General features: G+C 62.0%; 10 protein-coding genes and 2 pseudogenes. 7 read left to right on the top strand and 5 right to left on the bottom strand.

The features are described 5' to 3' along the window. Positions 1–89 precede the first annotated feature (89 nt). Positions 90–1,157: a matrixin family metalloprotease gene (locus tag ABD742_RS19325; RefSeq protein ID WP_234752488.1), complete on the top strand. Its 1,068-nt coding sequence runs from the start codon at positions 90–92 to the stop codon at positions 1,155–1,157. A 196-nt stretch (positions 1,158–1,353) separates the two neighbouring features. Next, positions 1,354–1,878, top strand: a complete 525-nt coding sequence (locus ABD742_RS19320; RefSeq protein WP_234752554.1) for an adenylyl-sulfate kinase — start codon at positions 1,354–1,356, stop codon at positions 1,876–1,878. A gap of 14 nt (positions 1,879–1,892) precedes the next feature. Here the strand turns inward: ABD742_RS19320 and ABD742_RS19315 are convergent, their stop codons facing one another. The 3 genes from ABD742_RS19315 to ABD742_RS19305 all read right to left on the bottom strand — a co-directional run bounded on the left by ABD742_RS19315 (position 1,893) and on the right by ABD742_RS19305 (position 9,633). Next, the gene (locus ABD742_RS19315) at positions 1,893–2,375 is read right to left on the bottom strand and encodes a DUF7793 family protein (RefSeq protein WP_234752489.1); all 483 of its coding nucleotides are present in this window, start codon (positions 2,373–2,375) and stop codon (positions 1,893–1,895) included. A 501-nt stretch (positions 2,376–2,876) separates the two neighbouring features. Then, complete coding sequence (locus tag ABD742_RS19310) at positions 2,877–3,998, bottom strand: hypothetical protein (protein ID WP_234752491.1); 1,122 nt, start codon at positions 3,996–3,998, stop codon at positions 2,877–2,879. Beyond that, complete coding sequence (locus tag ABD742_RS19305) at positions 3,991–9,633, bottom strand: VWD domain-containing protein (RefSeq protein ID WP_344788790.1); 5,643 nt, start codon at positions 9,631–9,633, stop codon at positions 3,991–3,993. Before ABD742_RS19305 ends, ABD742_RS19310 begins: the two co-directional genes overlap by 8 nt. Before the next feature lie 1,396 nt (positions 9,634–11,029). Between ABD742_RS19305 and ABD742_RS19300 the strand changes: the two are divergent. From ABD742_RS19300 to ABD742_RS19290, 3 genes and pseudogenes are all read left to right on the top strand, one after another. Beyond that, a pseudogene (locus ABD742_RS19300) lies at positions 11,030–11,548 on the top strand (transposase); the annotation flags it as partial. A gap of 575 nt (positions 11,549–12,123) precedes the next feature. Continuing rightward, entirely contained in the window at positions 12,124–13,587 is a 1,464-nt protein-coding gene (gene ltrA, locus ABD742_RS19295; protein WP_234752498.1) for a group II intron reverse transcriptase/maturase, read from the top strand. A gap of 116 nt (positions 13,588–13,703) precedes the next feature. Then, positions 13,704–14,504 (top strand): annotated as a pseudogene (locus ABD742_RS19290) (ISL3 family transposase); the annotation flags it as partial. A 322-nt stretch (positions 14,505–14,826) separates the two neighbouring features. On the opposite strand, the gene ABD742_RS19285 reads toward ABD742_RS19290, so the two are convergent. Further along, positions 14,827–15,039 carry a hypothetical protein gene (locus ABD742_RS19285; protein WP_234752500.1) on the bottom strand — a complete coding sequence of 71 codons (213 nt, stop codon included), beginning with the start codon at positions 15,037–15,039 and terminating at the stop codon, positions 14,827–14,829. Positions 15,040–15,234: 195 nt separating this feature from the next. On the opposite strand from ABD742_RS19285, the gene ABD742_RS19280 reads away from it, so the two are divergent. Then, positions 15,235–15,693 (top strand): DUF805 domain-containing protein, encoded by a 459-nt coding sequence (locus ABD742_RS19280; protein ID WP_234752502.1) that lies wholly within the window; start codon positions 15,235–15,237, stop codon positions 15,691–15,693. A 106-nt stretch (positions 15,694–15,799) separates the two neighbouring features. Beyond that, positions 15,800–16,951, top strand: a complete 1,152-nt coding sequence (locus tag ABD742_RS19275; RefSeq protein WP_234752503.1) for a hypothetical protein — start codon at positions 15,800–15,802, stop codon at positions 16,949–16,951. A 200-nt stretch (positions 16,952–17,151) separates the two neighbouring features. Here ABD742_RS19275 and ABD742_RS19270 read toward each other — a convergent pair whose 3' ends face one another. Further along, complete coding sequence (locus ABD742_RS19270; RefSeq protein ID WP_234752504.1) at positions 17,152–18,267, bottom strand: acyltransferase family protein; 1,116 nt, start codon at positions 18,265–18,267, stop codon at positions 17,152–17,154. Between the last annotated feature and the right edge of the window lie 270 nt (positions 18,268–18,537).

Below are 18,537 nucleotides of genomic sequence, written 5' to 3'. Positions count from 1 at the left end.
TCCTGGCACGCACGGAGGGGGCCCACTAACACGCGGCAAGGCCCGGATGTACATGAGGTCCCCACTTACCTGAGAGATACACTCTGACGATGGGGGATTCGAGGGACGGCGAAGACAACTACGGGCAGGTCACCGGCGGTTCAACACCTGACCCACGGAAAGTGCCGGAGCGTATTCCGCTCTGGAAGCTTGAAGAAATGTTGGGGGACCGTGCCCCCTCACCGGGTGCCTGGCGTGAAGCGCCGTCTGCTCCTGCCCCGCGACCCAAGCGGCGGGTTGCCAGAACCATTTCTGTCCTGATCGGTACGGCTGGCCTCTTGGCTGGGTTCTATTTTCTGTCCCCCTTCGTACCCGGACTGAACGGACTTGGTGGCCTGCCCGGCATTGCCAATCCGGGGGTGATCCGCCCCCAGGCATCGGGCGGCGCTGCCGCGGGTGACCTCCCGCCGGGCGCCACGGCCCTCCAGGCAAAGGATCATCCACCGGCGGGTATCGGGGAGAACCCTGGCCCGCTCGGGCAACACGCACCGTTGACAGTGACCAGCAAGTCGTACGCGTTCCTGCATTCGCGCGACGACGGCAAACCCGTCACCTACGACCCGTGCCGGGCCATCCACTATGTCACCCGCCCCGACAACGCGCCGGCCGCCGGAGCCGAGCTCATCCAGGAAGCCATCACTTCCATCTCCCAGGCAACGGGCCTGACCTTCGTCAACGACGGCGAAACGGCCGAGGCGCCATCCGCGGACCACCGGTCCTACCAGAAGGAACGATACGGGGACCGCTGGGCTCCTGTACTCATCGCCTGGGAAACCCACGCCGAACAACCGAAATTCACGAATCCTGCACAAGGAAACACCGTCATGGGCCTGGGTGGCAGTGAAGCAGTCAGCTTCGGCAATACCGGCTTCACCTACGTCAGCGGGCAGCTGGAACTGAACGGCCCTGCACTTCAACGAATGTCCGAAGAACTCGGAACGGAACAGGTCCGGGCCGTGATCGAGCACGAGCTCGGTCACGTGGTGGGCCTGGACCATGTCAATGACCCAAGCCAGATCATGAATCCCTCCGAGACTCCAGGAGTGGTGACGTTCGGGGCGGGGGACCTCACGGGGCTCTCCCTCCTCGGTCAAGGAAAGTGCCAGCCCACCTTGTAGGGGAGCGGGACAGGGACTGCCGCGCACATAGGTGGCATGAGAAACCTGATGCGGATCCGGCCGGGTAACATTCGCGTCGTTCCCCAAGAGGTGCCACGGGAGAACCGGTCGGTCGCTGGGGTGACCCTCGTTGATTCAGGGCAGAACGAAACGGTCTGACCTCCGCGTGCTTTTGGACAATACTCAAGGGGTGAGCATGGAGAGTGAGGTTCTTTTCATCGGTGGCCGATCGGGTGCCGGTAAGAGTTCCGTGGCGTTTGAACTCCATGCCCAACTCACCGCCCTGAACGTCAAACACTGCGTTATCGAAGGGGACACCCTCGATCTGGCCTTCCCCCATCCGTGGGAACACCATCTTGCCGAGCGTAATCTGGCAGCTGTCTGGGCAAATTACCGGGATCTTGGCTACCGGCGGATGATCTACACGAACACGGTCAGCGTCCGGTTCACACACGAGCTGGCCGCGGCCATGGGAGATGAACCACGAATCATTGCTGTTCTGCTGACCGCCACCGATGAGACCGCCTCGACCTACCTGCGCGGGCGCATCCAGGGCAGCGACGTGCAGGAACATCTTGACCGCGGGAATACCGCTGCACGGGAGCTTGAGCTCCTGACCCCGGACTGGGTGCACCGGGTCCCCACGGACAACCGCAGCGTTCAGGACATCGCCACCGACCTTTTGCCGCTTATTGGATGGCGTTCCAAGCCAAACAGCTAGTTGATGCGCTGCCCTCAGCCCTCCAGAAGTTCCGGGATCCGCTTGGCACGCAGGGCGCGGAGCCACCCCAGGGCATCTTGTTCGTCGGAGAAATACCGGGTCGGGCACTGCGGTGCAGGGAGTCCGTGCCTGCCGTGTGCAATGACACGGTCCACCGGAGTGCTGCCCAGGATCGCAAAGGCCGTGATGGTGACGGCTTCGCTGAAGAATCGGACGGCGTCGCGGCTGACAGACTCGACGCCGATGACCTGCAGCAGTACCGCGGCGCCCTTTCCGCCGGTCAGAGCCAAGTACCGCTCCCGGACAAGAGCTCCGTCCTCTGCGGTAATCCGGCCCCCCGGGCGCAAAGTGATCCGGAGGATCCCTTCGCCTGCGTCCTCAAGCCTGACGTTTTCGTGTTCTGAACTGAACCACGCGCCACCGCCGTCCGCGTCGGAAACGGTGTTCACCTCTGCGTGCAGGTGTAATTCGCCCTCGGACTGGACAAGCGGCGTCATCAAATCCCCCAGATGCGATTCACTGCGACCCCATTGACGCGGTCCCCGGATCAGCAAGAGCCGGGTGCAGATCACAATACCTTTGAGGATGCCCGGCGTCCATGAATAGTAAGTGTGCGGAGTTTTTTCGCGCGTGCGTGCTGCCTGACGCCGTGGGCCTGGGAACTGTCTTTCGTCGGGTCCCGGAAGGGATAGCGCATCGCGGTAAGAACACAGTTGACTGGCTGAGGTGTGCGGTGGAGGCTGTGAGGACATCCACAGTAAGGGGGCCAAGGATGAAGCATCCACGCACTTTGGCCGCGGTCGCAGTGCTGCTCGGGTTTAATTACGATGCGAATTTCAGGCGCAGGACACTAGATCCTCGCCCGATTTCCCAATGGGCATACCGTCCACACATTCGTCCATCGTGCGACAGCCGCGCAATAAAGCCCTACCCAGTGAACCACTGGCTCACTCGTGCTCGTGCCGGGAACGTCGCTGGGCTCAAGAGGCACCTTCTGGTCAGGCCCATTTGGACAGGAGAGCTTTGTTGGCTTCCCGTCGGAGGTGCAGATCTTCCGGAGGAGTTTGATCTGGGGCTGCCCACCAGTCGCTGAGGTTGTCGACGGCGACCATTTTTCGGCCTGCGTCGAGGGGAGTGACGTGCCAGCGGTCCGCCGGCTGCAGGTCGGGGTGGCCGGGTCCGAGGACCTGCACGGCGAAGATCCCGGGAAGGGATTTCCTCACGAATCCGTGGTCGGCGCTCAAAACAAGATCGTGGGGGTTGGGGATGTCCGGGCGTCCGGGGTGCGCAACTTGGGTCATCATGCTCCCGGCGGTGACGAGCCCGAAGAGGACGCGGGTCATCTGGGCGTAGTCATAGAGCGGCGCCAAATCCGCGAGGAGCCTCATGACAGCTTCCCCGGCATCGTCCTTGCCCTTCTTGATCTCGGTGCCGGCGAGGATCCATCCCTCGCCGGTGAACTTCACGTACCAGTCTCCGTTGGCTGTGGGGAACAGCAGGTCGGCCCATCCGATGTCTTCGCACAAGCGGGTCAGCAGGCCTGCGACCTGGTGTGGTTCGCATTGGGTCATTGTGAAATGGATGCCGGCGAGGATCGGGCCGGTCGCGTTGGCCGCGGCCCAGCCGGTGATCCGGTCCACGATATTCTTGAACGCTGGGCTGTCCACAGCCCACCGGTCCAGGTTCTTCTTCACGGACCGGAAGGCGAGGGGCGTCTCGTTGTTGTCCAGGGCCGCGTCGACCGAGCAGATCGCGGCGCAATAGGCGTACCGATTCGTGTGGGGTCTGGGGCCGGGACGGTCGGCGCATGCGGTGATGGTGCCGGTGAAGCCGAGGGGCGCGATCGCGTCGGCGATCATGTGCGCAATCTCCACGGCATGCCGGGGAGCCATGACGGGGTGAAAGTAGATTGCTGTTCCCTTGTTCACCTCGACCGCGTGAAACCGCTGGTCGGGGTGCCCGGGCATTCTGATGCTGGCAATGGCGTTGTCGATGTCGGAAGCTGAGGGTGGGTTCGCTCCTTCATTCGGAGCGCAGAGGAATCCCTGGGTGAATAACGCAGCCGTGTTGACCCTGCGGATCTTGACCTCGTCGACGGCGATGCCAGCATGTTCACCCATTGACTGCCCCGCTGAAGCTATACGTGCCGTAGGAGTTGCGGGTTATGTCACTGGCCATCTCGAGCCGGTAATCACCAGCCGGGAGAGCCACGGTCTTATTCCCCGAGGCGCAGTAGTCACCGGCGACTTTAGCTCCGCTGGCCACGGAAGTCACCTGCCAGGTGAGCCCGTTCGCGTACGGATTGGCGGGGTTGCTCAGACACGTCACCCAACTGATACTAAGGGTTTTGCCCCCGGTGGCGACGGTGAAGGTGTAGAAGTCCTTGGACCCTTTGGTTTCCAGGTTCCCGGCACCCGCGGCGGGAACCCCGTCGCTCACCGTGCTGCCGTCGAGAGGGATGGTGAAGGTCTGCGGGTCGGGGACGAAGAATGCCGCCAGACTGTAGGTGCCGTAGGACTTGCGGGCGATGTCGGTGCCCATCTCGAGGCGGTAATCACCGGCCGGTAATGCCACGGTCTTGTTCCCGCTGCCACAGTAGTCTCCGGCGACCTTGGCACCGCTGGCGATCGAGGTCACCTGCCAGGTGAGCCCGTTCGCGAAGATGCTATCGGGGTGGCTCACGCAATCCCTGTTGAAGTCCAGGTACAGGGTCTTGCCCCCGGCGGGCACGGTGAAGGTGTAGAAGTCTTTGGATGCCTTGGTTTCCAGGTTCCCGGCACCGGTTCCCGGGACGCCGTCGCTGATTGCACTGCCGTCAAGAGGAAGCGTGAAGGTCTGCGGGTCCGGGACAAAGAACGCCGACAGACTGTAGGTGCCGTAGGAATTGCGGCTGATGTCGGTGCCCATCTCGAGGCGGTAATCACCGGCCGCCAAGGCCACGGTCTTGTTCCCGCTGCCGCAGTAGTCCCCCGCGACCTTCGCCCCGCTTGCCACGGACGTGACCTGCCAGGTAAGTCCGTTCGCGAAGATGTTGGCAGGGTGGTTCACGCAATCCCTGTTGAGATCCAGGTACAGGGTCTTGCCGCCGGCGGGCACGGTGAAGGTGTAGAAGTCCTTGGAGGCTTTGGTTTCCAGGTTCCCCGCCCCCGAGGCGGGAACCCCGTCACTCACCACACTGCCATCGAGCGGAAGGGTGAAGGTCTGCGGGTCCGGGACGAAGAACGCCGCCAGGCTGTAGGTGCCGTAGGAATTCCGGCTAACGTCCGTGCCCATCTCCAGCTTGTAATCACCGGCCGCCAAGGCCACGGTCTTGTTTCCGCTGCCGCAATAATCCCCGGCAACCTTCGCCCCGCTCGCCACGGACGTGACCTGCCAAGTGAGCCCGTTCAGGTACCCGTTCTCGTTGTTGCTGATGCACGACCGGAAGTCCAGGAACAGAGTCTTGCCCCCGTCCGGGACGGTAAAGGTGTAGGCGTCCTTGGAGGCCTTCGTTTCCAGGTTCCCCGCACCTGTCCCAGGTACGCCGTCACTCACAAGACTGCCGTCAAGCGGGAGGACGAAGGTCTGCGGGTCCGGGACGAAGAACGCCGCCAGGCTGTAGGTTCCGTAGGAATTCCGGCTGATGTCGGTGCCCATCTCAAGCCGGTAGTCACCGGCCGCCAATGCCACAGTTTTGTTCCCGCTGCCGCAATAATCCCCGGCGACCTTCGCCCCGCTGGCGACCGAGGTCACTTGCCAGGTGATCCCGTTCAGGTACGTATTGGCGGGGTTGCTCAGGCACGACCGGAAATCAAGGAACAGGGTTCTGCCGCCGGTTGGGACGGTGAACGTGTAGAGGTCTTTGGATCCTTTGGTTTCCAGGTTTCCCGCGCCGGCCCCGGGGACGCCGTTGCTCACGGTACTTCCGTCGAGCGGGAGGGTGAAGGTCTGCGGGTCGGGCACGAAGAACGCCGCCAGACTGTAGGTGCCGTAGGAGTTGCGGGTGATGTCGGTGCCCATTTCGAGCCGGTAGTCACCCGGCGGTAGGCCAACGGTCTTGTTCCCGCTGCCGCAATAATCCCCGGCGACCTTCGCCCCGCTGGCGACCGAGGTCACCTGCCATGTGAGCCCGTTTAAGTACTGGTTCGCGTTGTTGCTGATGCACGATCGGAAATCAAGGAACAACGTCTTGCCCCCGTCCGGGACGGTGAAGGTGTAGGCGTCCTTGGACCCCTTGGTTTCCAGGTTCCCCGCACCGGTTCCTGGGACGCCGTCGCTGATTGCACTTCCGTCGAGCGGGAGGGTGAAGGTCTGCGGGTCGGGCACGAAGAACGCCGACAGACTGTAGGTGCCGTAGGAGTTGCGGGTGATGTCGGTGCCCATTTCGAGCCGGTAATCTCCGGCCGCCAAGGCCACAGTTTTGTTCCCGCTGCCGCAATAATCCCCGGCAACCTTCGCCCCGCTCGCGACCGAGGTCACTTGCCAGGTGAGCCCGTTCAGGTACGTATTGGCGGGATTGCTCAGACAGGACCGGAAATCAAGGAACAGGGTTCTGCCGCCGGTTGGCACGGTAAACGTGTAGAGGTCTTGCGAACCTTTGGTTTCCAGGTTTCCCGCGCCGGCCCCGGGGACGCCGTTGCTGACAGCGTTCCCGTCAAGTGGGAGGACGAAGGTCTGCGGATCCGGGACGAAGAACGCCGCCAGACTGTACGTGCCGTACGAATTCCGGGCGATGTCCGAGCCCATCTCCAGCCGGTAATCACCTGGCGGGAGGCCAACGGTCTTGTTCCCGCTGCCGCAATAATCCCCGCCCATTCTGACTCCGGTGAAGCTGGACACAACCTGCCAGGTGAGCCCGTTCAGGTACGTATTGGCGGGGTTGCTCAGGCACGACCGGAAATCAAGGAACAGGGTCCTGCCCCCGTCCGGGACATTGAAGGTAAAGAGGTCAGTTGAGTTCTTGGTCTCCAGGTTCCCAGCACCGGATCCCGGGACGCCGTTGCTGACCGCGCTCCCGTCAAGTGGTAGGGCGAAGGTCTGCGGGTCCGGGACGAAGAACGCCGACAAGCTGTACGTGCCGTAGGAATTCCGGCTGAGGTCGGTGCCCATCTCAAGCCGGTAATCACCGGCCGCCAAGGCCACGGTCTTGTTCCCGCTGCCGCAATAATCCCCGGCGACCTTCGCCCCGCTCGCGATCGAGGTGACCTGCCAGGTAAGTCCGTTCAGGAAGATGTTGTCGGCATGGTTCACGCAATCCCGGTTGAAATCCAGATACAGGGTCTTGCCGCCGGCGGGGACGGTGAAGGTGTAGAAGTCCTTGGAGGCTTTGGTTTCCAGGTTCCCCGCACCGGGTCCCGGGACGCCGTTGCTCACGGTACTTCCGTCGAGCGGGAGGGTGAAGGTCTGCGGGTCGGGGACGAAGAACGCCGACAGGCTGTAGGTGCCGTAGGAGTTGCGGATGATGTCGGTGCCCGTTTCCAGCCGGTAATCACCGGCCGCCAAGGCCACGGTCTTGTTCCCGCTGCCGCAGTAATCCCCGGCGATCTTCGCCCCGTTGGCCACGGACGTGACCTGCCAGGTGAGCCCGTTCAGGAAGATGTTGGCGGGGTGGTTCACGCAATCCCTGTTGAAGTCCAGGTACAGGGTTTTGCCGCCGGCGGGCACGGTGAAGGTGTAGAAGTCCTTGGATCCCTTCGTTTCGAGGTTCCCCGCACCGGTTCCCGGCACGCCGTTACTGATTGCACTGCCGTCAAGAGGAAGCGTGAAGGTCTGCGGATCCGGGACGAAGAACGCCGCCAGACTGTAGGTCCCCCAGGAGTCTCTCGTGGGATCTGTTGTCAGCTCCAGCCGGTAGTCGCCGGCGGGCAGGGCCACACTGGTGTTGCCGCTGCCGCAGTAGTCCCCGGCAACCTTGGCACCGCTCGCTGCATTCACGACTTGCCACATAAGCCCGTTCAGGTACTGATTCCCGTTGTTGCTAACACAGGACCGGAAATCCAGGAACAAGGTCTTGCCTCCGTCAGGAACAGTGAAGGTGTAGGCGTCCTTGGAGGCCCTGGTTTCCAGGTTCCCCGCACCGGCCCCGGGGACGCCGTCGCTGATTGCACTGCCGTCAAGAGGGAGTGCGAAGGTCTGGGGCGGGATCAGTTGTTCGGTGATGTCGATGTTGTCTATGCCGATTGCTCTGCTCGCCGTTAGCGCGATGCCGCTTGCTGTGAGCGAGGCTTTGAGGGTGGGAGTCAAGTGGGGCAGGTTGACGCTGACCCGGTATTTCTTGAATTGGTCTCCGGAGGCGAGCTGCCCTGTGCCAGCCGGAGTCGCGTTGGTCACCGATGAGAGACTGCTTGACCACACGCTTGTGCCGTCGATGTTCAGGGCCAGTGAAGAGTTGACGCCGTCCCAGGTGCCGAGCGTGAGTAGATCAAAGGCAACGGTGAGGGAGTTGTGCGCGGGCATGTCGGTGACAGAGAATGCATAGGGTCTGTCGCCGGAAAGGGGGCCCGCGATGGTCGAGGTCGCGGGATCGGTTGAAAGCCTGTAGGGATCCAAATTCGGGGCAACCGCGCTTTCAAAGTCTTCGCCGAGGTGGCCGTTGGAGTCGAACGTTTTTGATCCGACGAGTGAACTGGCGGGGGCTTTGACCTGGGCCGCAAGGGCTGTGTAGGTCGGCGCGTCGCCGCTGAGGATTACGTCGCTGATGCATCCGCTGAGGGCCGGACCTTCCTCGACGTTGGCCTGGTGGCAGGAGTTCTGGGCCGCGGTGATGACGTCGGCGCTGTAGTCGGAGACCTTGACAATGTTCTGGGGGTAGCTCGTGTCGGTGAACGTTGCGGTTGATTGTCCAGCGTCGTAGCTGAAGAGCGAGGTTGCATCGGTGATGCGCCACGAGTCGGCGAAGGACCCGTGCAGGGCTGCTGCGCTTGGATTTGCTCCGAGGTTCCAGCCGCCTCGGGTGACGAAGTCGTCGCCTTTGATTCCGTTGTTGTTGCCCAGGAGTCCCCTGGTCGAGATGGCAGGCGGTACGTGGATGCGGACATTTGAGGATTCGAAGGTGAGGACCGGGCGGTCTGTCTGGCCCGGCCAGACGGCGGCGTATGCGTTTCCGCTTCGGAACACTGCCGAGCCTGCTCCGAAGTAGACGTACGACCCGTCGGGAATGTCCAGATGGGTGCCTTCGACTGTAAGCCCTGTGCTGGAGAGGATGACTTTCTTGCCGTTGAGGACAAAGGCAACCGCGTCCGTGGTCGATACTTTCCCGCCGGAGAGCCCCTTGAAGCGGGCCTGTACTCGGAAGTCGTACGGTACGTCGTCCTGCGCCGACTGGACGAGGTCGAATTCGCCAACCGACTGGACGTCGAAAGCTGTTCCGTCGAGGTTGACCAGGTGCGGGTCGCCGAACGCGGTTTGAACGCCCTGGGCTTTGAGCCAATCCATGAGCATCAACTGCGTGGGGAGATCAAGGGGGCCATCAGGCGTTCTTACACCGTCGGAGCCAATGCAGAGCCACGTGCAGGATGCTACATGCAATACCGATTCGACAAGGTCCGCGAACCTGCGCAGCGGCAACGTACGGAGCCACAGCGGCTCCGGTTGGGAGCCGCCTCCGATAGTCCCGATCAGGGGGAGGACCATCGGATAGGTCCTGGGCCAGGTGTCGAAGTCCTGATCCAACCATTGGACGTCAAGAACGCGCGCCGGTTGGTTGCAGTCTTCACGGGCTTTGCCGGGTGTCACCATCAGCGCGCCATCTGCGGGTTTCGATACGGCGTATTCCACATATTGCTCGCTGCCGTCGGGACAATTCCCAAGGTGGATCTTGAAGGCGTCCGTGTAGGGGCGTGTTATTGAGGAGAGTTGCGCCGCATAGGACGTGTCCTGTTGCGACAGATTGAACAAGCGGACGTAGTTATTCGCCTGGTTTTGGGCGTCCGTTGCGGTGCCGTACCAGGCGCCTTTCGCTTCGAGAATGTCAACCAGCTTGGATGGGGGGGGTGGGGTTCGGGTTGTACTCGACGATGTCGCTTCTGCGTGTGAGGCTTCCGTCCGGCAGGCTCATTTCCCACTGGATCCCCGGATTAATGCCGGAATAGTAGTGGATACTCTGGGATGCCATGCTACGCCCGTAGATATATCGGGCCTGGGCAATGGCTTCCGCCCCTTTGCCTGTGGCACCACACTGGTGAAGTTGGTACACGGCATTGTAATAAAGCAGCCCGGCGTTGAGGCCCTTGTAACAGTCCGGTTTGAGATTGAGGCTCCGGGTCACCCTCGCGGTTCCTGCAATGCACTGGAGGCTCGCCACTGCATCCCCGTCTAAGGAGTTTGGACTGCACGCACTGCCTTTGATCAGATCCAAGGGAGCCGCGCCTGTTGGTACCGGGACTATTGTTGGTCTGGCCGTTTGTGGAGCAGCAGTGGCATTCGCGGGTACCGGGGAAACACCGAGTATCCCGGCGACCACAACCGTAGCGGCAATGCCGGCAACGATCCTTCTGAGTACCGAAACGCAGACCGAGTTAATATGCTGATTGCAGGCGCGCACTTGCCCCCCAATAAGTGTCGTAAATGGAGGCATCGATCGCGAGTGATGGTGGTCGGGCCTCTGGGACTGCGCAAATTCTTACATTGAAACGGTGCTTATGTAAATAGGTTTGCGAAAGTCCAAGTCCCGCGCATTTCATATTCCCGAGTAAGCAGCAGGTGGAAAGAATGCCCCACCAGCTCGCCTGTGATGTGAGATCTGGCGCCGGGGGCGTTCAAATCCGGGGATGTAGTGCCTGCTTGAGGGGTTTAAGGACTCTCCGATTTTGCGAAAACATAACTATCGACTGATGCTGGCCAAGTGGAAATAGAGTGGCATCCGAACTAGGAACGCATCGAACGAGTGACTCACACTCATGCGTTAGCAAATATTCAACGTATAGGCTGTAATCGCCCGAGTTCTATTAAGCATTTGAGTAGTTCTAACAGTTTGAAAGCCTCATAGGTTTCAAATAGTGCAGACATGCATGCAAATGATTGCAGACTGGGAGAATTCAGTCGAAAGAGTTGCCCGCATTAGTGGCTCATCGCATTTGAGGGTGTAGCCGGGGTGGGCGCGTCGGTGGCCGGGTAGGGGTCGAGGTCTTCCGATGATGGAAGTTCCTACACTGCCCATCCGAAAGACCTCGACGTGTCCCACGCTACCTTCCTGCCTCCTGACCTGACCACGTTCTGCCGGCTTGATGAGCTTGGGCTGGAAGCTGCCGGGCAGCTTCTCGCCCCTGGCCGGGCGGTGTTGGAATGCCGTGCTGTTGATCCGGATGACTGGTGCCGTTCCTGTGGTGCGCAGGGCATCGCCCGCGGCACGGTCACGCGGCCTCTCGCGCACGAACCATTGGGCTGGCGGCCCACGACGCTGCTGGTGAGGGTCCGCCGCTACAAGTGCACCGGGTGCGGCCGCGTGTGGCGGCAGGACATCTCGAAAGCGGCTCAGCCCCGGGCGAAGATCTCCCGTCGAGGGCTGCGCTGGGCGCTGGAGGGCATTGTGTGCCAGCACCTTACCGTCGCCCGTGTCGCCGAAGGCCTGGGCGTGTCCTGGCATACCGCGAACAGCGCGATCCTTGCCGAGGGCAAGCGGGTGTTGATCGAGGACCCGGCCCGGTTCAACGGGGTGGCCGTGATCGGGGTCGATGAGCACGTCGTGCGCCACGAGGCGCTGTTGTTTCGGATGGAGGTGAGAGACCTGCATCACTTGGTCGTCGCAGCGGCCGGGTGAAGCTGGCGGCAGTCCGTCCCCGGGGAACGCCGGGGATGGATGGGAGCAGCCGCGACAAAGTCAGGGCGGTCCGGTACTACCGGACGGGCCGTGCCTGGTGAGCAAGACGGGAAGGTGTACGCAAGGAACCGGTGTCGTGAAGCCTCTTCATCATCGACCAGCTCGAACCCGGTGGATCTGGGCTGGTGTGCGGTGCGCACCCATTTCTCGTGGTCATCAGCCAGATGACCGTGGGGTGGGGAACTGTCAGAACGGTGGTATGTGTCGGGTCTGGCAGGTCGTGGTGAAAGTCTGCGGCGTAGCCACGACGAGACCGCAGGGGCAAAGCCGGGCGCCTCGCCCGTCGACCGAACAACAGTGAACGTGGGAACCACCTGTGTCCACTCCCTTTGGGATAGGCGCGTTGCCGGCCGAAGGGCTCAGGTGGGGCGGAGCCGTCGTAGTACTCCGAGGCCGGGAGAGCCGGTCGCATGGGGAAGGGCGGCAGCGAGAGGAAGCAAGGAGGGACTGTGATATCTGAAGATGCGCCGGTGAATACCGACGCCGTAGTCTGGCCCGAGGAAGCCTCGGCTCAGGCAACGGTACGGAAGATGCAGACCAAACTGCATTGTTGGGCGGCCGGGGATCCCGGTCGCCGGTTCGATGATTTGTACAACCTGGTCTGCGACCCGGCATTTCTGGTAATGGCGTGGAAACGCGTCGCGGGCAACGCCGGGGCGCGGACCCCGGGAGTCGACCGGGCCACAGTGGCTTGGATCGCTTCCCGGATCGGGGTTGAGGGATTCCTGCAGTACGTTCGTGACCATCTCAGGGCGCGGACGTTCCAGCCGGTCGAGGTACGTCAGGTTGAGATTCCCAAACCGAGCGGGAAACTGCGCAAGCTGGGGATCCCGACGGTGACCGACCGGGTGGTGCAAGCTGCCCTCAAGCTGGTGCTGGAACCAATTTTCGAGGCGGACTTCCAGCCGTGCTCGTATGGGTTCCGGCCGAACCGGCGCGCGCAAGATGCCATCGCCGAGATCCATCACTTCACCACCAAGCGGTATCAATGGGTGCTGGAGGCCGACATCGAGGCGTGCTTCGACATGATCGATCACGTCGCGTTGATGGACAGGGTCCGGGCAAGGATCGGCGACAAGCGTGTGCTGGGGCTGGTGAAGGCGTTCCTCAAGGCCGGGGTGATGACCACCATCGGTACCCACGAGGCCACGCACACCGGCACCCCGCAGGGCGGAATCTTGTCCCCGCTGTTGGCCAACGTCGCCCTGTCCGCGCTCGATGACCACTTCATCCGGGCGTGGGAACAACAGATGGCGACAGAGCCCCAACGGCAGCGCCGCAAGCGACACGGTCAGGCGAACTACCGTCTGGTCCGGTACGCTGACGACTTTGTCGTGCTCGTTACCGGGCAGCGGGAACACGCCGAACGGTTGCGGCAGGAGGTGACAACCGTGCTGGCCCCGATGGGCCTGCGGCTGTCGCCGGAGAAGACCCAAGTGGTCCACATCGACGACGGGTTCGACTTTCTCGGCTTCAACATCCGCAGGATGCGCAAACGGGGAAGCAACAAGTGGTTCGTGTATACCCGGCCCTCGAAGAAGGCGATCGCCTCGATCAAGAGCCGGGTGAAGACCATGACGTACAGATCGACCCTGCACAAAGAACCCGGATACCTGATGGACTATCTGGGTCGGGTGCTGCGAGGGTGGGCCAACTACTTCCGGCACGGAGTATCCAAGGCCACGTTCTCCGCGATCGACTCCTATGCGTGGGAGCGGATCACGGCGTGGCTACGGAAGAAACACCGTATCGGATGGCCAGAACTACGGCGCAGGTTCTGCCTGCCCGGAACCTGGCGGCTCGCCGTTGACGGGACAAGGTTCAAGGGCGCAGCCAGCGTCACTGTCATCCGGTACCGCTACCGCGGCTACCGGATTCCGACCCCGTGGACACCCGCAGCCCCCACGGGCTGAGCGACAATCCTCACGTGGAGAGCCCGGTGCGGTGAGAATCGCACGCCGGGTTCGGCGGGCGGTCCGGGGAAACGGAACGGCAGCAATGCCGTCACCGCGCCCCGGGCCGACCCAACTGGCGGCACACCCGGCGCGGGGACAAGTACGTCACGGTCATCATCGACCTCACCCCGGCCCGCGACAGGACCGGCCCGGCACGGTTGCTGGACATGATCGAGGGCCGCTCGAAACAGGTCTTCAAAGCTTGGCTTGCCGAGCGGCCGAAGGCCTGGCGGGACGGGATCGAGGTCGTTGCGATGGACGGGTTCACCGGGTTCAAGACCGCAGCCGCCGAGGAGCTCCCGGACGCGGTCGAGGTCATGGACCCGTTTCACGTCGTCCGGCTTGCCGGCGAGACCCTGGACAGGTGCCGCCAGCGTGTCCAGCAGCAGACCATTGGTCACCGAGGACGGTCCGGGGATCCGCTCTACGCAGCCCGCCGGACCCTGCACACCGGGCACGATCTGCTCACCGAGAAGCAGAAAGACAGGTTGGAGGCCCTGTTCGTTGCGGACAACCACGCCGAAATCGAAGCGACCTGGGGTATCTACCAGCGCGTCATCGCCGCGTACCGCGAACCTGACGGCACCCGAGGCAAAGAGCTCATGCGGGCAGTGATCGGCGCGATCAGTGCCGGCGTTCCCGCTGCGCTGACCGAGGTCATTACGCTGGGCCGGACGCTGAAACGCCGCGCAGGGGACGTGCTCGCGTACTTCGACCGGCCCGGCACCAGCAACGGCCCCACGGAAGCACTCAATGGCAGGCTCGAACACCTCCGCGGCTCCGCCCTCGGCTTCCGGAACCTTGCCAACTACATCGCCCGATCACTCCTCGAGACCGGCGGATTCAGACCCCGGCTACACCCTCAAATGCGATGAGCCGCATTAGTCCTCTTCTCAGCGAAGTAGTCGAATTTAGCCCACCTGCAAGCGGCCCCTACCACCCCTTGGCACCTACCTCATCGTTTAAGTCAACTCTCGCCAGTCGCTGAGCTCTATTGGGCACACCATCTGAGCAACACGCCTTCGCGGTCAGCTCACCTCCGTCAACCAGGCGTTCTCGGACGGCAGGGGCCGTGTTGGTGATGGAGGGCCCGCAATGCGCTGGCGCTGCCTGGACGACTTGGCGGCACCGAGCCTCGACTTTCACCGCTTACCTGCCGAGCTTAACTCAGCGGTTCGGGCAGCCATCCCGAGGTGATCACTGCATCAGGGCACGAAACGCTGACCCCATGGTCGGACCATCAAAAAGGCTCCAATTGGTGCGCGGCAATCCGATCTTCAGATCGACCGCGGCATTACCTGGGCTGTAGCCATAGTTGAACCTGACTGTTCCCAATGCCGGCAGCAATTGATGATCGGACCCATCGACGAAATCCAGTTCTTCCATCTGGGCATCGACAGTGTCGTGCACAGGGACATCTTGGGCCAAGATCATTTCCGACAGCCGCTTTGGTCTATGCAAGGCGAGGTAAGTCCGCGGGACCAAAATAGTTATGGCTTCAAGTTACTGCCCCGACACGCCGCCGGATTTCATCTGCCGGACAGCTTTTCAGATGGTTTCGGCCCCTACGATAAGCCTCATCACTCGTTCTACGAAGGAGTTCCATTGTCGTACCCGCAGCAACAGACCGTCCCTGCCGGCGCCGTCCCGCTTTGGTACCCGTACTACGGTGCGCCGATCGGTGAGGCAGCACGCCGGTTCTTCAAGAAGTACGCCACCTTCACCGGCCGGGCCAGCCGCAGTGAATACTGGTGGTGGGCCCTGATCTCCGGCGTCGTCGCCATCGTGCTGAACATCATCGTCTCCGCGGGCGCGACCGTCAGTGACTCCGGAGCCATGGTCCCGGGTCCCGGCGCAGTCATCGGCTACATCCTCCTGGGCATCTGGGGCCTGGCCACCATCATCCCGTCCCTGGCCCTCGTCGTCCGGCGGCTGCACGACGTGAACTTCAGCGGGTGGATGATCCTTATCGGGCTCGTTCCGTTCCTTGGAGGCCTGGCACTGCTGATCTTCATGATCCTTCCGTCCAAACCGGAAGGCCAGCGCTTCGACGTACCCGCCTAGACTCGGTTAGCGGAGATACTGAAGGCCACCGGCATCGTGCTGGTGGCCTTTGGCGCATCGCCCATAAGAACAGCCACGGCACCTACACCCTCAAAGGAAGCCTGATATGAGCGCTGATGACGGCCAGGCCCTGATAGTTGATGTGCCTGGGGTGCGCAGGGCAGTCAAAGCCAGCATTCTCGGCACCATGGCACTCCTCTTTGAATGTACCAACGAGCCCGGGAAGACGCTGGACCTTCTCCGTCACGCATATGAGGCGGCTTCCGAGCTTCTGCCTGAACCACTCCCTGTGGCTCCCGTTGCCCACACCTCCAAGGGGGCGGTCGCGATCATCGATGAACTGTGGGACATCAAGCGCGCACTTTTGGTCCTCAACGCGATCGCGGCCGATCTTCGGAGCTCCGGGGCCGAAGGACGGCTAGGCCCCTGGAAGCAGCCACGCATCGGTAAAGGAGCGCCTGAAAGCGAGGACAGATGCATCACAGCAGCTCTGAGCCCTGTCGGCACCCAATGGCTGAAGCCTGCACCGGCAGGCCGGCCCCGGTGGGGCGGGGACCTACGCTGGCGTATTGAGGACGGCACCCTCGAGCGGATCCTTGACCATGCCCTGTCCTGGTGCCAAGTCGACGGAGCGACGTCGTTCTTCCAAGTCGCCTTGAACCGCACGATCTGCCTGCCGGATGAACGCCGCGGCCTCTTTGCCGCCGCGTACGCCTCGGTCGGGGCAGCCAGTTTCATCTGCTACAAGGATTCGAACAATGTCAGGAAGGTCGACTTCTCCAACGAAGGTTACGTTCTCTACAGCATGAGAAACACCAGCCTCCCGCGCGAGCAGGTAGCTAGTTCACTGGGCGGCGTGCTTGCGGATCTTGCCGATGATTTACAGTACGGACTCGTCAAGGTATCAAACTGGACCGTGAGCACATTCAAACAGGTGCTCGCCCATGGATGGCGTGACCATAATGATGACGCTTTCAATTCCATCGAGTACGCCCACCCTCTACTGGATCATCTCGTCCCCGGCCCGTACGGCATCCAGCTTCTGGGCCCGCTGCACGACAAACAGTCTTTCCCACCCGACTGGCAGCTCTCACCGGCCGGGACCGACAGGGTCCTGGCAGTCCATCCCGATGCCGACGCGTGGTTCTCGCAGGACAGGCCGGACCCCGAATATGTGGCTTCGGGTCGGGAATCGCTCGGGAAAATCCTGTTCACGGACGAGCTCGGACTGCAACTGATGAGAGCCAGCTACGAGTGAATCTTCTCGACTGAGTGTCGAGTCAGCGGGCAGCTGACCCCGGATGTTGCCCTTCAAGGCCGTTGATGGTGGTTCTCCATGGTTGCCTTCGTTCATCAGCATCTCCGCGAGGTTGGCCAGGACCTGGTCGCCGGCGTCGAGCGTGTAGAACAACAAGGTCGATCTCCCGGCATCAGCAACGAGAGTGGCGCCCTGACGGCCTACGGGACCGGCGTCATAGTAACGGTCCAACCGCAACTGGGTGCGGGACCCGTGATGACGTCTAGGTAGTAATCGGTGGCTTTGAGGCCATAGACGTTGTTTGTTCCCGAAGCCTCATGGTCGGCAGTGAAAGCCTCAGGGTCCCTCAGACTGTCGGCTCCACTTTTTAGGGTGGCGCTGTAGTAGCAGGAGCCGAGCGTCTTCCAGCTGACGGAGTAGTCGCCTTTGAGAGCGACCTTTTTTGACGCCATTTGGCCGTCTCCGGAAATCGTCACTGCCGCTGCAGTGGGGGTTGTTCCCGCTGTGGGCGCTGCCGACGGCGTTCCGGACATATTTTGAGGGGCGTTCGCAGTGGGTTGAGCCTCCAGCTGACTGATTTTCGATTTGGCTGCGGCAAGTTCTGATGAACTTCCAGAGGCAAGGACGGTCCCGCTGCGGTGCGACAGCTTGATCGGCCTCAACGCCAGACAGGCTCCGAAGATCAGACCAAAGGCGTTCGTGTCCAGGGAAAAATAGGAGCGGTCAAAGGTAAACATGCCCGAAGCCACTAGGCGCCAGACGGCAAGAATGACGGCGAGCAAGACGACTGCCCAGAACACCTTCGCTTTCGACAGCCAGCGCAATGCCGCCAGCACCAGTATCGCGGGCCAGATCAGATAGAACTGCTCTTCGACCGCCAGAGACCAGGTGTGACCGAGAACCACCATCGGGTCGCCCGTGGCGCGAACAAAGTCGCTGATGTAAAAGAACGTGGACAATGATGAGCCGAGCAAATCCCAGCTGAGCCGCGGATCCCGCAGTAGCCACAGAGCGATCGGGGTTAGGAGCAGGAGGGCTGTTAGGGCCGGCAGGAGCCGAAGCGCACGCTTCAAGTAGAAGTCGCGAAAATCTACGGACCCGAACCTATCGCGTTCACGGATCAGGATTCCGGTGATTAGGTAGCCGGACAGAACAAAGAACAGTGTTACGCCGACCATCCCGCCGAGCGGGAACCTACCAGCCGACGCATGGCTTGCAAGCACTAGCAGGATCGCTACACCGCGCAGGCCATCGAGAGCACCGTTACGTCCCGGGGGGACGAAAACCAAATCACGCAGACTTCCCCGAATGTCCAAGACTTCCCCCAATATTGAGACCGGATGTTTGCTCCCACAATATGGCCAATATATATGGCCTGGTTGCGTGACCGTTTGGCGTAGGCGCGAGCCGACTCGTATTCTTGTCCGATCCGGCCGCGCCGGATCCGTGCCGGTAAGCGGCCCTGTGGGATTGGGGTAACCGGCAAACCAAGCGGGCCGTGTACCCGCGCCCACGACTACACACCATCAGCCCCTCGCCGTCCCCTGACGGTGAGGGGCTATTTCGTGTGTAACGTAATCCCGGGG

Source organism: Arthrobacter ramosus, assembly GCF_039535095.1.
GTDB classification, from domain to species: Bacteria; Actinomycetota; Actinomycetes; order Actinomycetales; family Micrococcaceae; genus Arthrobacter; species Arthrobacter ramosus.
Note: the sequence above shows the minus strand (reverse complement) of the source record. Positions and strands in the feature narration are given on the sequence as shown.